17 protein-coding genes are annotated in these 18,095 nt (G+C 68.8%); 4 read left to right on the forward strand and 13 right to left on the reverse strand.

Annotation, left to right across the window (positions count from 1 at the left end; translation table 11 throughout):
- Position 1: 1 nt before the first annotated feature.
- Positions 2-1,075 (reverse strand): bifunctional nicotinamide-nucleotide adenylyltransferase/Nudix hydroxylase, encoded by a 1,074-nt coding sequence (locus tag IEY31_RS02475; RefSeq protein ID WP_188968622.1) that lies wholly within the window; start codon positions 1,073-1,075, stop codon positions 2-4.
- A 98-nt stretch (positions 1,076-1,173) separates the two neighbouring features.
- Here IEY31_RS02475 and IEY31_RS02480 point away from each other — a divergent pair, with 98 nt between their 5' ends.
- On the forward strand, positions 1,174-1,680 hold the full coding sequence (locus IEY31_RS02480) for a YbjN domain-containing protein (protein WP_188968624.1): 507 nt from the start codon (positions 1,174-1,176) through the stop codon (positions 1,678-1,680).
- Positions 1,681-1,918: 238 nt separating this feature from the next.
- On the opposite strand, the gene IEY31_RS02485 is transcribed toward IEY31_RS02480, so the two are convergent.
- Positions 1,919-2,386: a hypothetical protein gene (locus IEY31_RS02485; protein WP_188968626.1), complete on the reverse strand. Its 468-nt coding sequence runs from the start codon at positions 2,384-2,386 to the stop codon at positions 1,919-1,921.
- A 108-nt stretch (positions 2,387-2,494) separates the two neighbouring features.
- Positions 2,495-3,505, reverse strand: a complete 1,011-nt coding sequence (locus tag IEY31_RS02490; RefSeq protein ID WP_188968628.1) for an MBL fold metallo-hydrolase — start codon at positions 3,503-3,505, stop codon at positions 2,495-2,497.
- A gap of 69 nt (positions 3,506-3,574) precedes the next feature.
- Between IEY31_RS02490 and IEY31_RS02495 the strand changes: the two genes are divergently transcribed.
- Entirely contained in the window at positions 3,575-5,983 is a 2,409-nt protein-coding gene (locus IEY31_RS02495; RefSeq protein ID WP_188968630.1) for a glycoside hydrolase family 31 protein, read from the forward strand.
- A 463-nt stretch (positions 5,984-6,446) separates the two neighbouring features.
- Here IEY31_RS02495 and IEY31_RS02500 read toward each other — a convergent pair whose 3' ends face one another.
- The 9 genes from IEY31_RS02500 to ccsA form a co-directional block, all read right to left on the reverse strand.
- The gene (locus IEY31_RS02500) at positions 6,447-6,929 is read right to left on the reverse strand and encodes a GNAT family N-acetyltransferase (RefSeq protein ID WP_188968632.1); all 483 of its coding nucleotides are present in this window, start codon (positions 6,927-6,929) and stop codon (positions 6,447-6,449) included.
- A gap of 9 nt (positions 6,930-6,938) precedes the next feature.
- Positions 6,939-7,502, reverse strand: coding sequence for a QcrA and Rieske domain-containing protein (locus IEY31_RS02505; RefSeq protein WP_188968640.1), 564 nt, complete (start codon positions 7,500-7,502; stop codon positions 6,939-6,941).
- 91 nt (positions 7,503-7,593) lie between these two features.
- Positions 7,594-8,634 carry a c-type cytochrome gene (locus tag IEY31_RS02510; RefSeq protein WP_188968642.1) on the reverse strand — a complete coding sequence of 347 codons (1,041 nt, stop codon included), beginning with the start codon at positions 8,632-8,634 and terminating at the stop codon, positions 7,594-7,596.
- The gene (locus IEY31_RS02515; RefSeq protein WP_188968644.1) at positions 8,631-9,158 is read right to left on the reverse strand and encodes a cytochrome c-type biogenesis protein; all 528 of its coding nucleotides are present in this window, start codon (positions 9,156-9,158) and stop codon (positions 8,631-8,633) included. Before IEY31_RS02515 ends, IEY31_RS02510 begins: the two co-directional genes overlap by 4 nt.
- Before the next feature lie 8 nt (positions 9,159-9,166).
- Complete coding sequence (locus IEY31_RS02520) at positions 9,167-9,736, reverse strand: TlpA family protein disulfide reductase (protein ID WP_188968646.1); 570 nt, start codon at positions 9,734-9,736, stop codon at positions 9,167-9,169.
- A 56-nt stretch (positions 9,737-9,792) separates the two neighbouring features.
- Positions 9,793-11,772, reverse strand: coding sequence for a heme lyase CcmF/NrfE family subunit (locus IEY31_RS02525; RefSeq protein WP_188968648.1), 1,980 nt, complete (start codon positions 11,770-11,772; stop codon positions 9,793-9,795).
- A 145-nt stretch (positions 11,773-11,917) separates the two neighbouring features.
- A complete protein-coding gene (ccmE, locus tag IEY31_RS02530; protein ID WP_188968650.1) occupies positions 11,918-12,379 on the reverse strand; it encodes a cytochrome c maturation protein CcmE in 462 nt (153 codons plus the stop codon).
- Positions 12,376-12,504, reverse strand: coding sequence for a heme exporter protein CcmD (locus IEY31_RS18880; RefSeq protein WP_188968651.1), 129 nt, complete (start codon positions 12,502-12,504; stop codon positions 12,376-12,378). Before IEY31_RS18880 ends, ccmE begins: the two co-directional genes overlap by 4 nt.
- Positions 12,497-13,258: a cytochrome c biogenesis protein CcsA gene (gene ccsA, locus IEY31_RS02540; RefSeq protein WP_229723263.1), complete on the reverse strand. Its 762-nt coding sequence runs from the start codon at positions 13,256-13,258 to the stop codon at positions 12,497-12,499. Before ccsA ends, IEY31_RS18880 begins: the two co-directional genes overlap by 8 nt.
- A 219-nt stretch (positions 13,259-13,477) precedes the next feature.
- On the opposite strand from ccsA, the gene IEY31_RS02545 reads away from it, so the two are divergent.
- A complete protein-coding gene (locus IEY31_RS02545) occupies positions 13,478-14,188 on the forward strand; it encodes a hypothetical protein (RefSeq protein WP_188968652.1) in 711 nt (236 codons plus the stop codon).
- 78 nt (positions 14,189-14,266) lie between these two features.
- Positions 14,267-15,682, forward strand: a complete 1,416-nt coding sequence (locus IEY31_RS02550; RefSeq protein WP_188968653.1) for a M28 family metallopeptidase — start codon at positions 14,267-14,269, stop codon at positions 15,680-15,682.
- On the opposite strand, the gene IEY31_RS02555 is transcribed toward IEY31_RS02550, so the two are convergent.
- A complete protein-coding gene (locus tag IEY31_RS02555) occupies positions 15,592-17,817 on the reverse strand; it encodes a glycosyltransferase (RefSeq protein ID WP_188968654.1) in 2,226 nt (741 codons plus the stop codon). The two genes, IEY31_RS02550 and IEY31_RS02555, sit on opposite strands and share 91 nt — an antisense overlap.
- Positions 17,818-18,095 lie beyond the last annotated feature (278 nt).

Here is an 18,095-nt window from a genome sequence, read left to right on the forward strand (position 1 = left end):
CTCAGCCGCGCATCAGGAAGTGCTCGATGATCGCGTGGTGGTCCTCAAAGAACAGCTCAGGGCGGGCCATCGCCTCGCCCAGCGGCATCCACAGCGCCTCGGCGGCGTCGCTGCCGCCCTGCAAAAGCGGCAGCTGGCCGATGCCCAGGTCAAAACGGAAGGCGTGGGTCACGGTGCGCCCGCGCAGGCTGCGTTCGGGGTAGTCGAACACGGCGCTGCCGCGCAGGGCGGCGCGCAGATCGACGCCCACGCCCAGGCCGGTTTCTGCGTGGGTCTCGCGCACGGCGCACTCCAGAACCGTCTCTGTCTGCTGCACGAAGCCGCCGGGCATGGCGAGGCGGCCCCGGCCCGGCATTCCCCCGCGCCGCACCAGCAGCACGTGCCCGCTGCGCGTCACCACCGCGTCGGCGGTCACGAACACCGGGGCAAAGGGCGCGTCGGCCCAGGCCGCACGGTACTCGCGCAGGTGGTCGTACTCGGCGCGCAGTTCCGCGTATTCCGGCGTGGCGTGAAAGCGCTCTAAAAAGGCGTGGACGGCGGGCGGCACCATGCCGCTCACCTCGTCCAGGCGGCCCTCAAAGTATGCCCGGCGCACGTCGGTGGCGCTCAGCGGGCTGACCACGTGCGAGGGAATGAACTCCCAGGCCGGAAACGAGCGCAGGTAATAGCTGCTCTCGTCCTTGACATGACCGATCAGCGCCACGTCGGTGCTGCCGTGCGTAAACTGCTGCACTCCGCGCTGCACCTCCGAGAGCCACAACGCCTCGTTGTAGTAGTAGTCGCGGACATGCACGAACAGCAGCCGGGGGCGGGCAATCCCGACCTCCAGCAGCATGGCCGTGATGACCTCCTGGCGCTCATCGGCGGTAAAGGGGTTCTTGGGATTGCGCGCCGCCCGGGCCGAGCCGATCACCACGATCAGCTTCTGCACGCTCTCCAGGGCTTCCAGCATCACCAGCAGGTGCGCGGCATGCGGCGGCTCGAAGCGCCCGATGTACACCCCGAAGGTGCGCCTGCGCCGTGTGGGGGAGGGCGGCGCCGGAGCGGTGGGTGGAAATTCGCTGGAGGATGACATCCGGCTCATCTTCGGGAACCGGAAGGTGAAGAAGATGTGGCCGCTGGCCGTCCCGCAAATCTCGCATCTGCCTGTGCGGAACGACGTATTGTAACGCTATGAACAAAAAAATGATGCTGTCCGGTGTCCTGCTGCTGTCACTTTCTGGCCTCTCGGGCGTGGCCCTCGCGGGCGGGGCGGGCGCACCCGTCACCGCCACCAGCGCCCAGGTGCAGCCGGCCACGCCCGCCGCCATTGCTGCCGCGCTGCGCGAGGCCGGCTACAAGGTCACCATCAACCCTATAGACCCCGACAGTGACCCCAGCCTGAGCGTGGACACCGGCGGCCATAAGGTCGACGTGTGGCTCAGCGGCTGCCAGAAAAATGTCTGCTCGCGGGTCACGGCCAGCTCATACTGGGATTACAGCGAGGACGAGGCCAGCCTGGACACCGAGCTGACCAACGACTGGAACGGCAACTACTACACCCAGGCCTACATCTACGAGGGCGCGTACTATCTCGACAGCACCATGCCGATTCGCGGCGGCTACACCAAGGCTGCGCTGAAGGCCTGGATGGTCGACTACCTGGAAGACGTGGCGGCGTTCGAGGAAGAGCTGCCCTGAACTAAGGCCTGATACGGATTCCATCTGTTTCGTTAACAAACCGGGAGGGCGCCGGTTTGCCAACTCCACTCCCGGAACCCGTTCTACTCGTTCTCGCTTCGCTCGGATTTTCATCGTTTTGCAAACGATTCAATCGGAGCCCGTATGAAACGAGGGCCGACCCAGGGCGCCGGAAGCATGTCCCCGGCGGCCTGTTCAGCTGTGTTGGAAGCGCCCGATGTGTCAACTGTCCAGTGTCTTAAGCGCTGAGGCCCTTGCCACCGTGCAGGGTGCGTTCCATCGCGTCGGTGACCTCGGCCTCGAAGCGGCGCAGATGCTCGCGCAGGCGGTCCAGTTCGGTAACGCCCAGGTCGGGTAGCCACAGCACGCTGCGCCCCAGCACGGCGAAGGCCAGCGGCGCGTCCTCGCCCGGTTCCTCATCCTCGTCAGCTTCCACCGGGTCCAGATTCAGGATGCCGTAGTCCAGGCCCTGATTCAGCAGGTTGATGCCCATCAGGATCTCGGGCAGGCTGTCTTCTTCCACGTACAGGTCCAGGTCCAGGTGCAGACGCACAATCACGCCGCCCTGGTGGTCCGCATCGGCAAACAGGGCCACCCTGGAGTCGCCGTGCTGGATCAGTGCGCCGTCATCCACCGACTCGACGGTCAAACCGCTGGCCTGCAGCGCAGACACGATCCGCTGCAATTCGGACTGAGGGGCCGTCATGCCGGGAAGTATAGAGCGTGTCTGCGGGCGCAACCGGAAGAATGTGCTCTTTGGAGGCTCAGCGCCCGGCAGTCAGACGTCCTGACGGTTTAGCCTTGCCCCCCCAGGTCACGCATGGTAGATCCACACCCCGTCCTGCTCCTCCCAGGTGCGGTACAGCTGGCCCAGCAGGCGCAGGTGTTCGGCGTGGGCCAGCGTCTCGGCCAGGGCAAAGCGGCGTCCGCTGACGTTCAGCTCGCGGTTGAACATCGCCAGCGACAGGTCATAGGCGCTGCGCGGCTGCCGGCCCGCCTCGGCCTTGATGAAATCCAGGCGCTCGTGGTGGTGGCCCCTCAGTTCGCGGGCGCGGGCCTGCACCCCGGTCATCACCGGGCCGTGGTGGCCCACGACGGCCTGCGCGGGATTCAGGGCCTCCAGCTTGCCCAGCGTCTGCAGGTAATCGCCCAGCGGATCGGGACGGGTGTAGGCGTACAGGCCAACGTTGGGGCTGATGCGCGGCAGGATGGCATCCCCGGCGATCAGCAGGCTGTCCCCGGCATTCCACAGGCCCAGGTGGCCGTCGGCGTGGCCGGGCAGCCACAGCACCTCCCAGTCGCGCCCGGCCAGCGTCACGGTCTGGCCCTCGCGCAGCGGCATGACGTGCTGGGCCGGCTGCACCCGGTCGCGGCCCCGGCGGTTGTCCGCGCCCATGCCCTCCAGCGACTCCTGCGGCAGCCCGTGATCGCGCATGTGTTTGAGGTGGCCGGGCAGCCATTCCTCCCACAGGTGCCAGTAGCGTTCGCCGCGCCCGATCTCCACGTCCAGCATCTGAATCTGCGCGCCGCTGCGTTCCTCCACCACCCCGGCCAGCCCGTAGTGGTCCGGGTGGTGGTGGGTGATGATGGCCCGCTCAATATCCTTCCAGTCCAGCCCCAGTTCATGCAGGCCCGCCGAGATGGCCGCCTGCGCCTCGGGGGTGTCCAGCGCGGTGTCGATCATGGTCACCGGACCGTCGTCGGGCCTGTCGATCAGCACGGTCACGGTCTTCATGGGGTAGGGAATCGGCACCTGCAGGGCGTGCAGTGATCCCACGATAGGCGTCAGCACGGCGCTGGAGTCGGGGGAAGGGGGGGCGGTCATGCCCGGCAGGCTAGCACCCCTGTCCCGCGCCGCGAATGGCGGGCGCGGCCGGACGCTACGCTGGGAAGAATGAGACTAGGCCAGTTCGTGACCGAGGGCGGGCGAAACCCGCAGGTGCGCGTGTGGGGCGAGACCGATGTCGTGGTGGTGAGCGCGCCGCTGCCGGGGGTCTTGCGGGTCAGGCTGGCCCCGCAGGCGCGGGCAAGCGGCCTGGGCTTTCCGCGCCTGCCCGAGAAACGCAGCTTTGCCGTGTGCCCGGACCTGCCCGAGGCCGGCCCCCTGAACGTGCAGGAGGACGGCGAGACCCTGCGCGTGCGTGGCGGCGGCCTGACCCTGCACCTGAACCGGCAGACCGGGGCGTGGCGGGTCACCGAGGGGGGCGACGGACACGGCACGCCGGAGCGCGAACTGACGTCCGTACCGGGCTGGAGCGGCGAGGCCCCCACTGCCCGCCCCGCGCTGGACGCCGAACGCTTCAACCTGCGCCGCAGCCGCCTGAGCGTGGACGCCCCCGACGGCGCGGCCTACCTGGGCTTCGGCGAGCGGGTGGGACCGCTGGACAAACGCGGCATGGTGCTGACCTTCTGGAACACCGACTGCTACCCGCACCATACCGACACCGACCCGCTGTACATCAGCGTGCCCTTCACGACCGTGGTGCAGGGCGAACAGGCCCACGGCCTGTTCGTGGACGAGACGTGGCGCATGACGGCCGACGTGGCCCGCACCCACCCGCGTGAACTGACCTTTGCCTCGGCGGGGCCGGAACTGGACGTGTACGTCCTGGCGGGGCCGCGCCCGGCGGACGTGCTGCGCCGCTACGCGGCCCTGACCGGTCACGCCCCACTGCCACCGCTGTGGGCGCTGGGAGCCGCCCAGAGCCGCTGGGGCTACCGCACAGCGGACGATCTGCGGGCGGTGATCGCCGGCTACCGCGAACGCGATCTGCCGCTGGACAGCGTGTACATCGACATCGAGTACATGGACGCCTTCAAGGTCTGGACCGTGAACCGCACCGGCTTTCCGGACCTGGGGGCCTTTGTCCGGGAGGCCGCCGGCCAGGGCGTCAGGCTGGTGCCGATCATCGATCCCGGCATCAAGCTGGAAGCCGACTACGACGTCTACGAGCAGGCCATGAAAAATGACTACCTGGTCCGCACCGCGCGCGGCGACGTGCTGGTGGGCGAGGTCTGGCCTGACCCGGCAGTGTTTCCCGACTTCACCCGCCCGGAGGTCGTGGCGTGGTGGGCCGCCCGCCACAAACTGTTCACCGACGCCGGCATCCAGGGCCAGTGGAACGACATGAACGAACCGGCCTGCTTCTCGCTGGCCCCGCCCAGGGAAACGGAGGGAAAAACCCTGCCCTACGACGCCCTGCACGGTTCCCGCCCCCACCTGGAAATGCACAACGCCTACGCCAACCCCATGAGCCAGGCCAGCCGCGCCGGCTACGCCAAGTACAGCCCGGAGATTCGTCCGTGGATCCTCTCGCGGGCGGGGTACGCGGGCATTCAGCGTCACGCCACCGTCTGGACCGGGGACAATACCTCGTCATGGTCCCACCTGGCCCTGAGCCTGCCGATGATCGCCGGGCTGGGCCTCAGCGGCATTCCGTTTGCGGCGGCGGACGTGGGCGGCTTCGGCGGCGACGCCACCGGGGAACTGCTGGCCCGCTGGTACCAGGCGGCGGTGGGCTACGCCTTCCTGCGCAACCACTCGGCGCTGGGCACGGCGGACCAGGAACCGTGGCGCTTCGGCGAGCCGTACACCAGCGTCATCCGCGCCGCGCTGGAACTGCGCTACCGCCTGCTGCCGCACCTGTACACCCTGGCGGAGCAGGCCACCCGCACGGGCCTGCCGGTGCTGCGGCCCCTGGCGCTGCACTACGCGGGCGATGAGGACGCCCTGCGCGAGGACAGCCAGTACCTGCTGGGCCAGGGCCTGATGGTGGCCCCGGTCATGGCGGCGGGCCACCGCCGGCGGCAGGTCTACCTTCCGGCAGGACGCTGGGCCGCCGTGTTCAATCTGTCCGAGTTCGGGGAGATTCACGAGGGGCCCGCGCACGTCACCGCCGACGCGCCGCTGCACACGCTGCCGCTGTACCTGAAAGCGGGCGAGGCCCTGCCCCTGACCGAGCCGGCCGCGCACACCGCCCAGGCCCGCTGGCCGCGCGTGACCTGGCTGGCGCATCTGGGCGCGTCGGGTTTCGTGGGCCAGCTGTACGAGGACGCCGGGAACGGTCCTGCCGAGGGCCGCCTCACGCGCCTGATCGGGGACCGCGTGGGCAGCGCCCTGCACGTTCGCCGCGAGACCACCGGCGAGGCGGCCACGCCCGAGCAGCGCGAGGTTCTGCAGATCATCGGCCTGGACCCGGTCCGCGAGGTGCAGGGGGCCGCCGCCTTCTCCTATGAGGACGGCGTGCTGCGCCTGACCCTGCCTGCCCGCTGGGAAGAGGTGACCGTGACGTGGGTGGAGTAACGGCAGTAACGGCGCCCACGAGCCGGCCTGCCTGATTATGGCCCGGTCATGGGACCTGTCCGACACTGGGTTCAAGCGTGATTCCAGGCCACTTCCGGGGGGAGTCAGGCGACGGAACCACGCCCCACAACGCCGGCCACGCCATGGCCCGCAGACCACAAGACCACAGTCCACCGAACACAACCTCATGGGCCTGTCACGCGAGGGCGAGGCGCTGCGGGCCATACAGCACGCCCTGTCCACCTCGGGTTCGCTGAAAAAGCGGCTGAGGGTCATGGCGCGTCCCGGCTGACCCACGCCCGCCGAACTCGAGCTGTGCGCGGCCAGATCGCCCAGGTGGCGCTGCTGATTCCGGGGCTGGAGCGGGCCCAGAACGCGCTGTTGCGGGGCGCCGATCTGATGGGCTCATGCCGACCGTCCAGCACGGGCAGGCCGGAGGGCACCCAGACCGGGGCGCTGCTGCTCAGGCGGGAAACTGGTACAGCGTCACGTCGAAACCCTTGACGGTGCGCTGTCCCACATCCTGAAAACCAAAGGTCTCGTAGAGCGCGCGCAGCTTGGGGAGGGCGGTGGCGGTGTCCAGCCTGAGCCAGGGCCGGTCCCGCTCCCCCGTCTCCCACACGGCCTCACGCAGCAGCAGGGCGGACAGGCCCTGGCCCTGCGCCGCCGGGTGAACCGCCAGTTTGTGCAGATACAGCGCCTCGCCGGGGGCGTCGTCCGGCCAGAACAGTGGGTCCGTGTCCAGCAGACACAGGCAGGCCAGCGGCGTCCCACCGCGCCACGCCACCCGCCAGCCGTTCGTCGGGTAGTGGCGGGCCAGGCGCTGGGGCGTCAGGCTGCTTTCCGGCCACAGTGGCTCCCCGCGCGCCTTCAGTTGCAGGGCAGCGGCGATCAGCACGCCCGAAGCGGCGGCATCATCGCCGGAGGTCAGGGTCACGCCGCTCATGGACGCAGTTTAGCCGTCCTGGGTCGGGGCGGCTTCGATGCCCGTCGCCCAGACCTGTGCATCCCTGATCTCCAGCCGCACGCGCGGCAGCGGGCCGTTGGCCTTGCCGAACACCGCCATCCCCTCCTGCAGGGGATCGAAGACGCTGTAATGGCAGCGGCAGCCCAGTTGCGGGTGCTGGGCATCCTGCGGGGGGCGGTAGTTGAAGGCGAAGGCCAGTACCTCCGGGTCACGCACCAGATTGACGGTGCAGCCCAGGTGGGTGCAGACGCGCGAGTACGCCACCAGATGCCCGCCGCCGGGCAGCGTCAGCCCGCCTTCCACCGCCTGTGGCACCCGCAGCAGCGTGCAGGGGCGGCCCGCGTAGGTAAAGTTCACGTCGGCCCACACGGTGGGCAACCCGGACAGGGGCGCCACCGCTTGCGCCGCCGCCGCCTGAAACTCCGGCGCTCCGGCGCGGCGCTTGCCCAGCGTGACGCGGGTGGCGTACCAGCCCATGTAGCCGAAGGCCCCGGCCGTGGCCGCGACCGGCAGCAGCCACCATTTTTCGAGGAGGGCGCGGCGGGTGGTCATGCGGGGGCAGAACCACGTGGACGGACGGGCAAGACCCTGCCCGTAAGTGCGCCCGCTGGCACCGGGCGTCCGCGTTCTGCCTGCCGCATCCTCAGCCCTCCTTCTGCCACTGTTCCATCAGGTCCAGCAGCAGCGTGAGTTCGGCGTCGGTCAGCGTGGGGTAGGCGGGCATGGCCCCCTTGCCGTTCACCGTCACGCTGCGCAGCGCCGCGCGGCTCAGGGTGGACGCGCGCAGGCTGGGGCCGATGCCGCCGGCACCGGCGGCCCCGTGGCATGAGGCGCAGCTCGCGGCGTACAGCTTCAGCGCCGGGTCACCCTGGTTCAGGCGGGCCCGCAGCGCGGTGATCGCGTCGTCGGCGTCGCGTCCGGCGGGGTCCAGCGTGCGGTAGCGCTCCAGGGCGGCCAATGCCTCCTGGTCCTGTCCGAAGCGGGACAGCGCGAAGCCCAGCAGCAGTTGCGATTCGGCCTCGTCGGGTGCGAGCTGCGCGGCGGTGCGGATCAGCAGGGCGGCGCGGGTGGCGTCCTCGGCAGGCAGCGCCGCGCCGCCCTGGTCGCCGCGCGTGAGCAACAAGATCCCCAGGCGGCGCAGGGCCTCCGGCTGGCGCGGATCGGTTTTCAGGGCGTTGCCGTAGGCGCTGACCGCCTGATCGTAGTTGGCCGAATCGAAGGCGGCGCGGCCCCACGCCAGGTAATCAGCGTTCTTCTGGCTGCGCTGCGCCCTTTCCTTGAGGCCCGGCAGCTTCAGCACCGCCTGCACCTTGCCCGCCTCGCCCGCGTCCAGCGAGGCCAGCTGCCAGCGCGGAATAAAGGTCAGCGCGCCCGCCACGGTCAGCAGGGTCACCGCGCCCACCGCCCCCAGCGCCAGCGTGCGCGAACGCCCCGGACCGATGCGGGGGGCAGGCGGCAGGGCGTCCAGCGCCCGCAGGGTCAGCGCGGCGCGGCGTTCCAGATCGGGGCGGCGGGCCTCATCCTCCACCGCATTCAGTTCGCTGTACAGCTGGTCGCGCTCGGCCAGCAGGCGGGCACGTTCGGGGGCGTCGGGGTCGGTGGGCGCGGCGCGGCGCAGGGGCTCCAGCACCAGCCACAGGGCCGCCGCCCCGATCAGGACCAGTAGCACCACGCTGAAGATCATTCCGGCCCCCGGCCCATGCCCGTGTCGCGGCGCACCTGGTCCAGATACGGGTCATGGGGTTCGGCGTCCTGCAACGGTCCCGCCGCTGCGGAGGCCGGCCCCCGGCGGCGCAGAAAGGCCCACAGCGCCACGCCGCCGCCGCCCAGCGCCAGCAGCGGACTGCCCCACAACAGCAGGTTGCGCCCGGTCTTGGGAGGATCAAGCAGCACGAAATTACCGTAGCGAACCGAGAAGAAGGTGTAGATCTCCGAGTCGCTGCGCCCGTCGGCAATCTGCTCGCGCACCGATTCGCGCATCTTGACGCTGATGTCGCTGCGCGATTCCGCGATGGATTCCCCGGTGTCACACAGCGGACAGCGCAGGTTCTTCTGCACGGCAACAGCGCGCTGCTCCTGTGCGGGCGTCAGGGGCGCGGAGGCGTGGGCGAGGGACAGGCCGAGGCACAGTCCCAGGCACAGCGCCAGCGGCCCAAGACGGGAACGCCCGAAGCGGGAATGCAGGACGCCTGGACGTGCTGGCCGCATGTCCGCCCTCATATCCCCTTCACACCGATCTTTTTCAGACCCACGTTCAGGCGTTCGCGGGTCAGGCCCCCCCGGTCCATATGCTGCACGATGCCTGCCTTGTCGATAAAGACCGTCTCGGGAATGCCCGACACGCCGTAATTAACGCCGGTGTTGATGCCGGGGTCCCTGAGGTTGGGGTAGGCCAGCGCGTACTCGCGGATGAAATCGCGGGCGTTCTGCTCCTTGGTCTCCTGAAACAGGATGCCCAGAATCGCCGCGCCGTCCGCGGTCTGCTGCGCGCCCAGCTCGCGGAACAGGGGCGCCTCCTCGCGGCAGGGGCCGCACCACGACGCCCAGAAATTCAGGACCACCGGGCGCCCCCTGAGCGCCTCCAGACTGACGGGCACGCCGTCCAGACTTTCCAGCGTGAAGGCGGGGGCGGGCTTGCCGATCAGCGGCCCGCCGGTGGTGACATTCTTCGCCGGGCTGAGCAGCGTGTAGCCCAGCACGCCCACCAGCGCCGCCGCGATCAGCGGGGGCACGGCGCGCCGCCAGACAGGGGCAGGATTGGGTTTGGGGGGGGGTGAATTCGTCATAGTCAACTCTCAGGGAACAGGCGCCGCCTTTCCTGTTCAGGAACAGGGCCAGGAGGCTAGTCGGTGGCCGGGGCCAGCCCGGCGGGGGCCGCGCGTGCCACTGGCCGCGCCGGGCTGACCAGCGTGAGGCCCGCGCCGATGCAGATGATCAGCGTGCCCCACCAGATCCACGAGACCAGCGGGCTCTCGATCAGGCGAATGCTGGCCCAGCGGCCTTCCGGGTCGATGCTGGTGACCACCAGATAGGTGTCGCCCAACGCGCCGTAGCGCACGGCCGGGGCCGGGAACAGGGTGCCGGGGGCCTGAACGTAGGTGTTGAGCCGCGCCTCGAAGGGCCGGCCATCAATCGAGACCGAGGCGATGGCCGAGGTGCCGAAGCCCCGGTCCACCTGACGCAAGGCCGTCAGCTCCAACTGCTCGTGCAGCAGCGTGCGCGGCGCGGCCTGCAGGTTCAGGGTGGCCTGGGCGTCCTGACGGTACGCGCCGCTGAAGGCCAGCCCCAGCGCCATCACCACCAGACCGATGTGGGCAGTGTAGGCCCCGTAACGGCGCGGCTGCGCCTGAAGCGTCCGCCCCAGCCCGCCCGCCTGCCGCGCCGCACGGGCGGTCAGCAGGCCCAGCCCGACGAGGTTGTAGGCAGCCAGCGCAATGGTGAGCAGCACGCCCGTGGCACGGACGCCGAAGACAAAGGCGATCAATGCCGCGCCCAGGCCGGAGGCCAGCAGCGGCACCAGCGCCCGCAGCAGGCCCTGACCGTCGGCACGTCGCCAGGGCAGCAGCGGCCCCACGCCCATCAGCATCAGCAGCCCCAGGCCCAGTGGAATGGCGAAGGCATTGTAGAAGGCCGGACCCACGCTGGCGTCCCGGCGGCCCTGAGCGGCCTCCACAAAGGTAGGAAACAGCGTGCCCAGCAGGACCATAAACGCAAACACCAGAAACAGCCAGTTGCCCGCCAGAAACGCGCCCTCACGGCTGACCGGAGCCGGAACCTCCGCCTCGTCGCGCAGGGCGGGCGCGCGCCACGCGGCCAGCCCGATGCCCACGATCAGCAGGAAGGCCAGGAAGCCCAGGAACACCGGCCCCACCGGTCCGCCCGCGAAGGCGTGGACGCTCTGTACGATGCCGCTGCGGTTCAGGAACGTGCCCAGCACGGTGCTGGAATACGCCAGCACGATCAGCCACACGTTCCACGAACGCATCAGCCCGCGCTTTTCCTGAATCTGAATGCTGTGCAAGAAGGCAGTGGTCAGCAGCCACGGAATAAACGACGCGTTTTCCACCGGGTCCCAGGCCCAGTACCCGCCCCAGCCCAGCGTCTCGTAGCTCCACCAGCCGCCCGCGACGATGGCGGCGGTCAGGAAGGTCCAGGCCACCAGCGTCCAGCGCCGCGTCACGACCACCCAGTGATCGGAGAGCCGGCCCGTGATCAGGGCGGCCACGGCGTAGGCGAACGGCACGCTCAGGCCCACGAAGCCCAGGTACAGCAACACCGGGTGAACGGCCATCATCCAATGGTTCTGCAAGGCCGGGTTGGGGCCACGCCCATCGGCCAGCAGGCCGGAGACGGGCGTGAACGGCGAGGCGATGGTGGCGCACACGCCCACGAAGAACAGCAGGCTGACAAACATGGTGCCCAGCGCCCAGGGCCGCAGGGCGTCGCGCCGCAGCGTCAGCGACAGGATGAAGGCGAAGCCCGCCAGAAGCCAGGCCCACAGCAGAATGCTGCCCTCCAGCGCGCCCCACAGGCTGGTGATCTTGATCCAGGTGGGCGAGGACCGCATGGAATGTTCGGCCACGTAACGTACGGTGAAGTCGTCCTTGAGAAGCGCCACCAGCAGCACGGAGATGCCCACGCTGACCAGCGCGAACACCGCCCAGGTGGCCCGCCGCGCCGCCTCGGTCACCCGCGCGTCGGCACGCAGGCCGCCGATCACGGCCAGCAGCAGTCCCGCCAGCGAGAAGCCCAACGCGCCCAGCAGCGCGAGCTGACCCAGTGAGCCCAGGGCGCTGGACTGGAAGGAAATCAGGTTAAGCATGCTGGCCGCCTCGGGATGGGGTGCAGCCTGTGGGGGGCATCCTCAGCCCCAGGCCTTTACAGGTCAGGAACAGAGAGATCAGGGGCTGGACGCTCAGGCCCTCGGCCTTTTCCACACGCCACCGGTCACAACCCACGGGCGGCCCTCACTGCGTCTGCTGAAGCATGTCCTTCAGCTCGGTCTGCGTCTGCGGCACGTTGTATTCCTCGCTGTGCTTGACAATCAGTTCCTGGGCGTGAAAGGTGTCGCCCTGAAACTCGCCGCGCACCACCACCCCCTGGTTTTCCCTGAACAGGTCGCTGACGGCTCCGCTGTACTGCACCGGAAAGCTGGCCCCGCCGTCCGAAACGACGAACTTCAGGTCCAGCGTCTGGGGGTTGTAGTTCACAGACCTGACCAGCCCGCCGATGCGGATGGCGCGGCCTTCCAGCTTGGCGCGCTGCTGCTGGTACTCGGTGGGGGTGACGAAGTATTCCAGGCTCTTGTTCAGGTTGCCAAAGGCGATAAAGGCGCTCAGGCCCACCAGGGCCAGGACGCCCAGAACCACCGGCAGCGGATTGCGGCGGCGCTGGCGGGCGCGCGCCAGCGGGGCGGGCGCGGGGCTCACCTTGGGGCCTCCCCGGTCTCGTCTTTCACCGCGCGCAGCCGCGCCCACATCCACACCAGATAGCTCAGCAGCAGCACGAAGGTCACGGCATAGACGATGATCACGTAGGCGCTGTACTTATCCATGAGACGCTCCACGGGCGGTTCCCACGCCCTCGCCCACGCCCTGGACTTGCAGGTCTTCCATCAGTTCGCGCTCCTCTCGGGCCTCTTCGCGGGCGGCCAGCGTGCCGCGCACGCGCAGCAGGTACAGATACAGGAAGGAAAAGGCGACCACCGCCATCAGCAGCACCCAGCCGTAGACCGGCGCGGCGTCGAAGCGCACCTTGCCCAGCAGCTTGAGGGTCTGGGTCTGGTGCACACCGCGCCACCACTCCACCGCCATGTAATTGACCGGCACGTACAGCGTGCCCACGATGCCCACCACCGCCGAAATGCGGGCGCGGCGTTCGGGGTCGTCGATCAGGCTGCGGATCAGCAGGTAGCCGCCGTAGACCACCAGGCTCAGGGCTGTGGTGGTCAGGCGGGCGTCCCAGACCCAGTACGTGCCCCAGGTGGGCTTGGCCCACAGCATGCCGCCCACGATGGTCACCACCGTGAACAACACGCCGATCTCGGCACTGGCCAGGGCCAGCCGGTCCCAGCGCCGCTGACGCTGGATCAGGTACAGCAGGCCGAACAATCCGGTGCCGCCGTACGCCAGATAACTCAGCCACGCGCTCGGCACGTGCACGAACATCAGCCGGACCAGCGAGCCCTGGTTCACGTCCAGCGGCGCGGCCAGACCCAGCGCAATCGCCACGGCCAGCGTGACCACGGTGGCCCCGCCCAGCAGCGTGGTCATCAGGTTGCCTCTTCTTGTGCTGCTTTTGCTGGTCATCTTGCTCCTAGTTTAAGAGGTTGACTCTGCCGGGACTGATCCGGGGACAGGACTGGCCCGTCCACCCCGCGGTGTTGACCACAGCATCGCGTCCGGGGTGAACTCGGACAAGTGCGAGTGTCCCCCTTGCAGGGCGCCTGAGAAGGTAAAAATTGCCCTATTCTCCACAGATCCAACTTTAAGGACCCCTTTTCCCGTCCACTCCTGGAGGTTTAACCCATGTTCAAGTGCCGCGTCCTGCTGCTGCCCCTGTGCGCCCTTCCCCTGACCCTGGCCGCCTGTGCCCCGGCGCATTCCGGTTCATTGCCCGACCCCGCCACCTTTGTCCCCACGCCGGGCGACGTAGCGCAGAACGTCCAGGGCGTGGGCAACCTGGGCCGCTGGATGATCACCAAACATCTGGAGAACGCCACCTGGCTGGGGGAGAAGGTTGGGGGCCGCACGCTGCGCGAACCGATCAACGTGGTGCTGATCGACCCGGTGGCCCGGACACCCGAGGGCGCCACTCGCCGGATGCTGGAGGCGATGGACAGGGCGGGGTATGGTCCCAAGAACATGCACAGTGACGGCTATTACGGCTACCTGAACGGGCAACTGAAGGGCCAGTACCCACAGGGCCAGGGGCTGGCCTTCAGTGACGGTCCGTGGTACGGCCTCAACAACCACGGGCGGGTGTTCGGACCGTTCACGGTTGGCAGCAGCACGGTGTTCACGGCCTCATTCAGTCGCGAGGACTTCCGCTGGCTGCCGCGCCCCGGCCACCCCTACAACTCGTTTCAGGTGGCGCGCGAGGACCTGGGCCAGCAGCTGGGCAAGAACACCATCTACAAACCGCAGGATCACCTGAGCCTGGGCTCGGCCCTCGATACGCCCACAGAGACCACGGGCGATCACGACGGGCGGGCGCTGCTGCTGGTGGCGCAGCCGTAGCAGATCCTCTCCAGCCCGCCCCCGAAAATGGCAGCCGCGCCCACCCTGGAGGCGTGCTGCCCGTGGTCTACTCCGCCCATGAAACCACTGCTGTGGCCCGCGCTGCTGGCGTTGACCCTTCCCGGTGCCAGCCTCGCCCTCGGCGTGGAGGACCACGCCCGGACCCTGCTGGGCTTCGGCCCCCGGGTGGCGGGCAGCGCGGCCAACGAGCAGGCCCGCGGCTATCTGGAAACGCAGTTCCAGGCCCTGGGCTATCAGACGCGCCGCGAGAGCTTCGGCTACCCGCGTTTCGATGATCTGGGCTCGGACGTGCGGGTGGGCACGCAGGTGCTGGGGGGCAACGCCCTGCAGGACGCCGCCGGGGGCGAGGTCACGGCCCCGGCAGCCCTCGTGCCGGGCGTGGGCACACCGGCCGACTTTGCCCGCGTGGACGTGCGCGGCCGGGTGGCGGTGGTGCAGCGCGGGCAGATCCCCTTCATCAACAAGGTCCGCGCCGCGCTGGCGGCCGGCGCGGTGGGCGCCGTGATCGTCAACGACAGCGCCGGGGACTTCCGGGGGACACTGGGTCAGGTGGTGGCCCTGCCGGTGCTGGGCGTGTCGCCCACGGTGGGCGCGGCCCTCACGGACGGTCAGTCGGTCACCCTGCGCGTCCGCGTGCGCCAGGACGAGGTCCAGGGCGTCAACCTGATCGCCTTCAAGGCGGGGGTCCGCACCCCGGAGGTGCTGATCGGCGCGCATCTGGATTCGGTCAGGGGGGCGCCGGGGGCCAACGACAACCTCTCGGGCACCCTGGCGGTGCTGGACATTGCGCGGCAGGCCGCCAACACGCCGCTGTCGGCACGCAGTTTCTTCCTGCTTTTTGACGGCGAGGAGGACGGCCTGCAGGGGTCACGCGCCTTCGTGAAGAACAATCCCGACACCATAAAGGGGCTGAAGGCCATGCTCAATCTGGACATGGTGGGCTTGAACGCCACGCCCCTGAGCGTCAGCGGCGAGGCCGCGCTGGTGGCGGCGGCGAGGCGCGCGGGCCTGGAGGCCAGCGAGGGAACACCTGGCAGCAGCGATCAGGTGCCGTTCCGGCAGGCCGGGGTGCCGACGCTGTTGTTCCACCGGGGCCTGGATGCCAACTACCACCAGCCCGGCGACACCCTGCTGGACCCGGGCCTGGTCCGGCAGACGGCAGAGGCAGCCTTTAGAATCGCCAGCGAGGTGCCGAACGCCGCTGCGGGGAGACAGGTCATCTTTTTCCTGTCCCACTGCCGCTCCGGTTCACTGTTCACGGCATCGGTGCGGAACAACCAGGAGGCCAGACCCGAGGCCATGCTTGCTGACGACACGGTAACTGGCCTGCAATGCCGCAGGCTGAAAGCGTCACGGAACTACAGGCGTGGTTCAGACGTGGGTCATCGGTCCTGGTCCTCTGCCTCTGGCGGGCCACCACGTCCCGCCGCCAGCAGCCGCAGCCACTGCCCCAGAATCGGCTCCAGGCGGTAACGCCCAGCTCCGGCGTGGGCGCGTTCGCTCCACGCCTGCCGCACAGTCGGCTGCGCCATCAGAGACCGCAAGGCCGAGGCGAAGGCGGTGACGTCCTGTACCGGGACCAACGCGCCTCCTCCTGCCGCCAGTAACTCTGCCGGCCCAGTGTGGCAGTCAAAAGCCACCGCTGGCACACCGTGGGCCTGGGCTTCCATCAGAACCAGAGGCAGCCCCTCGTGGCGGGAGCTGAGGGCGTAGATGCCTGCGCTGCGGTAGACCGCTGCAACTTCAGGTGTAGGGGCGCACAGGTCCCAGCGGCGCAGTCCCAGGTCCCCCGCCAACTCGCGCAGGGCCTGTTCCTCCGGTCCCTGGCCGTAGATCTGAAGCCGCCAATCGGGGCAGTCGGTCTCGACCTCAGCCCAGGCACGCAGGAGCAGGTCGAACCCCTTCTGATGGTCCAGACGACCCATGCCCAGGACCACGCGGCTTTGAAGTGAGTACGGGTTGACAGGGGGACGGTCCACCGTTAGCGGATTGGGAATCGCGGTGATCGAGGCGGGCGCCTGCGGGAAGGCCGCACGCCACCACCCACGGTCCTGCCTGGTCAGGGTAACCACCCGGTGACCCAGATGGGCGGCGACCACGCGGGCGAGCCGGCGGGAACGCATGTTCAGGTCGCTGCGGAAATTAAAGTGTTCCCAGGCCACCCGGAGCATGGGCAGGTCCAGAATGGCTGGGAACACGAACCCGGCCAGGAAAGTGTCCACCGTGATCAGCACGTCCGGGCGCCGCCGCCGCAATTCACGGCGCACTACGCTCACCAGCGGGACGGTCTGCGCCCGCATCCGCAGGGTGCCCTCCGGCAACCCCAGCGACGTCAGGGTGACGGCCTCCGGAAGCTCGAAGGCCGAGGTCTCGCCCCGTAGGGTCAGAATCTGCACGTCCAGTCCCAGCGCGGACAGCCCACCCGCCACAGTTGCCGTGACCCGTTCCATGCCGGCCCGCGCCCTCATGGATTCGATCAGAAAGGTGACCTTGACGGCGGGCCGCCGGTCACCGGGCGACTGTGGCCCTGCAAAAAAGACTGTGGGAGACGGGCGCCGGTTCTGGGCCGACCTGCCCTCTTCAGCCCCACTATCCTTAGTCACGTTGCCCAGCCGGACGGGAGGACGGCGGGTATTCAGCCACTGCCGCAATCGGCGGCGCAATGAAGCTGGGACGATCCAGTGTTTGGCGAAGGTGGCCAGTTCGGCAGGCTGGGGGCGGGTGGACAGTAGCGCCGCCCCCAGCACAGGCAGGCCAAGGGCGTCGTTGGCCCGGACGGCGCGCGGAGCGAGTTGCGCCAGCAAAAACCCGGCGAAGGCCCGGTCTGAGAGCCGTCCGTCCCGGCGGTGGTTCTGTGCCCACGCCAGCATGGGCCGCCACGTTGAGACCCCGCTGCCGGTGGCTCGGTCCTCTCCCACGTAATAGACCGCCAGCGTCGAGGCGTCTTCCGGGGATAGCTGCTCGAAGCCGACGCCGCGCGTGTCTTCCAGGCGCAGCAGCCAGTCCCAGTCCTCGTTGTTGCGTAGGTGTTCGGGCCAGGGCAGTTGCAGCGCCAGGGTGCGCGGCAACAACACCAGATGGCCGAACACCGCGCTTCCCGGTGGGCGCCGTGGGCTGCGGGCAAACATGTAGTCGCCCAGACGCTCATCGGCAGCCTTGGGGCGCGGGGGGTACAGGCGGTCCCCGTGCGGCGTGCGCTCGATGTACCCGCTCAGCACCACCGGCAGTGCATGGGCGGAGCGCTGCGCCCGCTGCATCTGCCGGATGAGCTTGTCCGGCCGCCACACATCATCGTCATCCAGAAAGGCAATCCACTCACCCCGCGCGTGCTGCACGCCGTGGTTGCGGGCCGCCGATGGTCCCTGGTTGTGCGGCAGGGTCAGTAGGCGCAGCCGGGGATCTTGCACTGTGGCCAACGCTGCCGCCGTCTCAGGATCGGGGCCGTCCATCACTACCAGCACTTCCAGATTCGGATAACTCTGTGCCAGCGCGCTGCCGAGTCCCCGGCGCAGCAGCAGGTCCGGGCGGCGATAGGTGGGAATCACCACGCTGATCAGCGGCGTGGTTTCTTCGTTAGGGGCAGTGTCGTGTGGAACAGCGTTTTGCAAGATGACCTCAGCTTGGGCAGCAGAAAGGAGTCAGAAATCCTAGCCTGCACCTATCGTATGCGGTCCAATCTAGGGCAGTCCGGGACGACTCTGACCACAGCATTCGACAAAGCCATGCCCAGAGGCTTCAGACCAGCATCAACCCAGCAGGAGGATACAGAGCAAACATAGGGGAGGGAATCCATCTGACGTGGTGCGCAGGTACCGCCCAGGCTCAAACCACTTGCCCTCCTGTCGTGTCAGCATGAGAGACGCTCTCGCTTGTCCCTGTAGCCTAC

Source organism: Deinococcus aerolatus (assembly GCF_014647055.1).
Lineage (GTDB): Bacteria > Deinococcota > Deinococci > Deinococcales > Deinococcaceae > Deinococcus > Deinococcus aerolatus.

What these genes read in the sequence shown, in the direction of transcription:
- IEY31_RS02505 (WP_188968640.1), bottom strand. Translation starts at nt 7,502, where the DNA reads ATGACCACCCGCCGCGCCCTCCTCGAAAAATGGTGGCTGCTGCCGGTC.
- IEY31_RS02475 (WP_188968622.1), bottom strand. Translation starts at nt 1,075, where the DNA reads ATGTCATCCTCCAGCGAATTTCCACCCACCGCTCCGGCGCCGCCCTCC.
- IEY31_RS02510 (WP_188968642.1), bottom strand. Translation starts at nt 8,634, where the DNA reads ATGATCTTCAGCGTGGTGCTACTGGTCCTGATCGGGGCGGCGGCCCTG.
- IEY31_RS02495 (WP_188968630.1), top strand. Translation starts at nt 3,575, where the DNA reads ATGAGACTAGGCCAGTTCGTGACCGAGGGCGGGCGAAACCCGCAGGTG.
- IEY31_RS02550 (WP_188968653.1), top strand. Translation starts at nt 14,267, where the DNA reads ATGAAACCACTGCTGTGGCCCGCGCTGCTGGCGTTGACCCTTCCCGGT.
- IEY31_RS02525 (WP_188968648.1), bottom strand. Translation starts at nt 11,772, where the DNA reads ATGCTTAACCTGATTTCCTTCCAGTCCAGCGCCCTGGGCTCACTGGGT.
- IEY31_RS02520 (WP_188968646.1), bottom strand. Translation starts at nt 9,736, where the DNA reads ATGACGAATTCACCCCCCCCCAAACCCAATCCTGCCCCTGTCTGGCGG.
- IEY31_RS18880 (WP_188968651.1), bottom strand. Translation starts at nt 12,504, where the DNA reads ATGGATAAGTACAGCGCCTACGTGATCATCGTCTATGCCGTGACCTTC.
- IEY31_RS02480 (WP_188968624.1), top strand. Translation starts at nt 1,174, where the DNA reads ATGAACAAAAAAATGATGCTGTCCGGTGTCCTGCTGCTGTCACTTTCT.
- IEY31_RS02490 (WP_188968628.1), bottom strand. Translation starts at nt 3,505, where the DNA reads ATGACCGCCCCCCCTTCCCCCGACTCCAGCGCCGTGCTGACGCCTATC.
- IEY31_RS02545 (WP_188968652.1), top strand. Translation starts at nt 13,478, where the DNA reads ATGTTCAAGTGCCGCGTCCTGCTGCTGCCCCTGTGCGCCCTTCCCCTG.
- ccsA (WP_229723263.1), bottom strand. Translation starts at nt 13,258, where the DNA reads ATGACCAGCAAAAGCAGCACAAGAAGAGGCAACCTGATGACCACGCTG.
- IEY31_RS02485 (WP_188968626.1), bottom strand. Translation starts at nt 2,386, where the DNA reads ATGACGGCCCCTCAGTCCGAATTGCAGCGGATCGTGTCTGCGCTGCAG.
- IEY31_RS02515 (WP_188968644.1), bottom strand. Translation starts at nt 9,158, where the DNA reads ATGCGGCCAGCACGTCCAGGCGTCCTGCATTCCCGCTTCGGGCGTTCC.
- IEY31_RS02500 (WP_188968632.1), bottom strand. Translation starts at nt 6,929, where the DNA reads ATGAGCGGCGTGACCCTGACCTCCGGCGATGATGCCGCCGCTTCGGGC.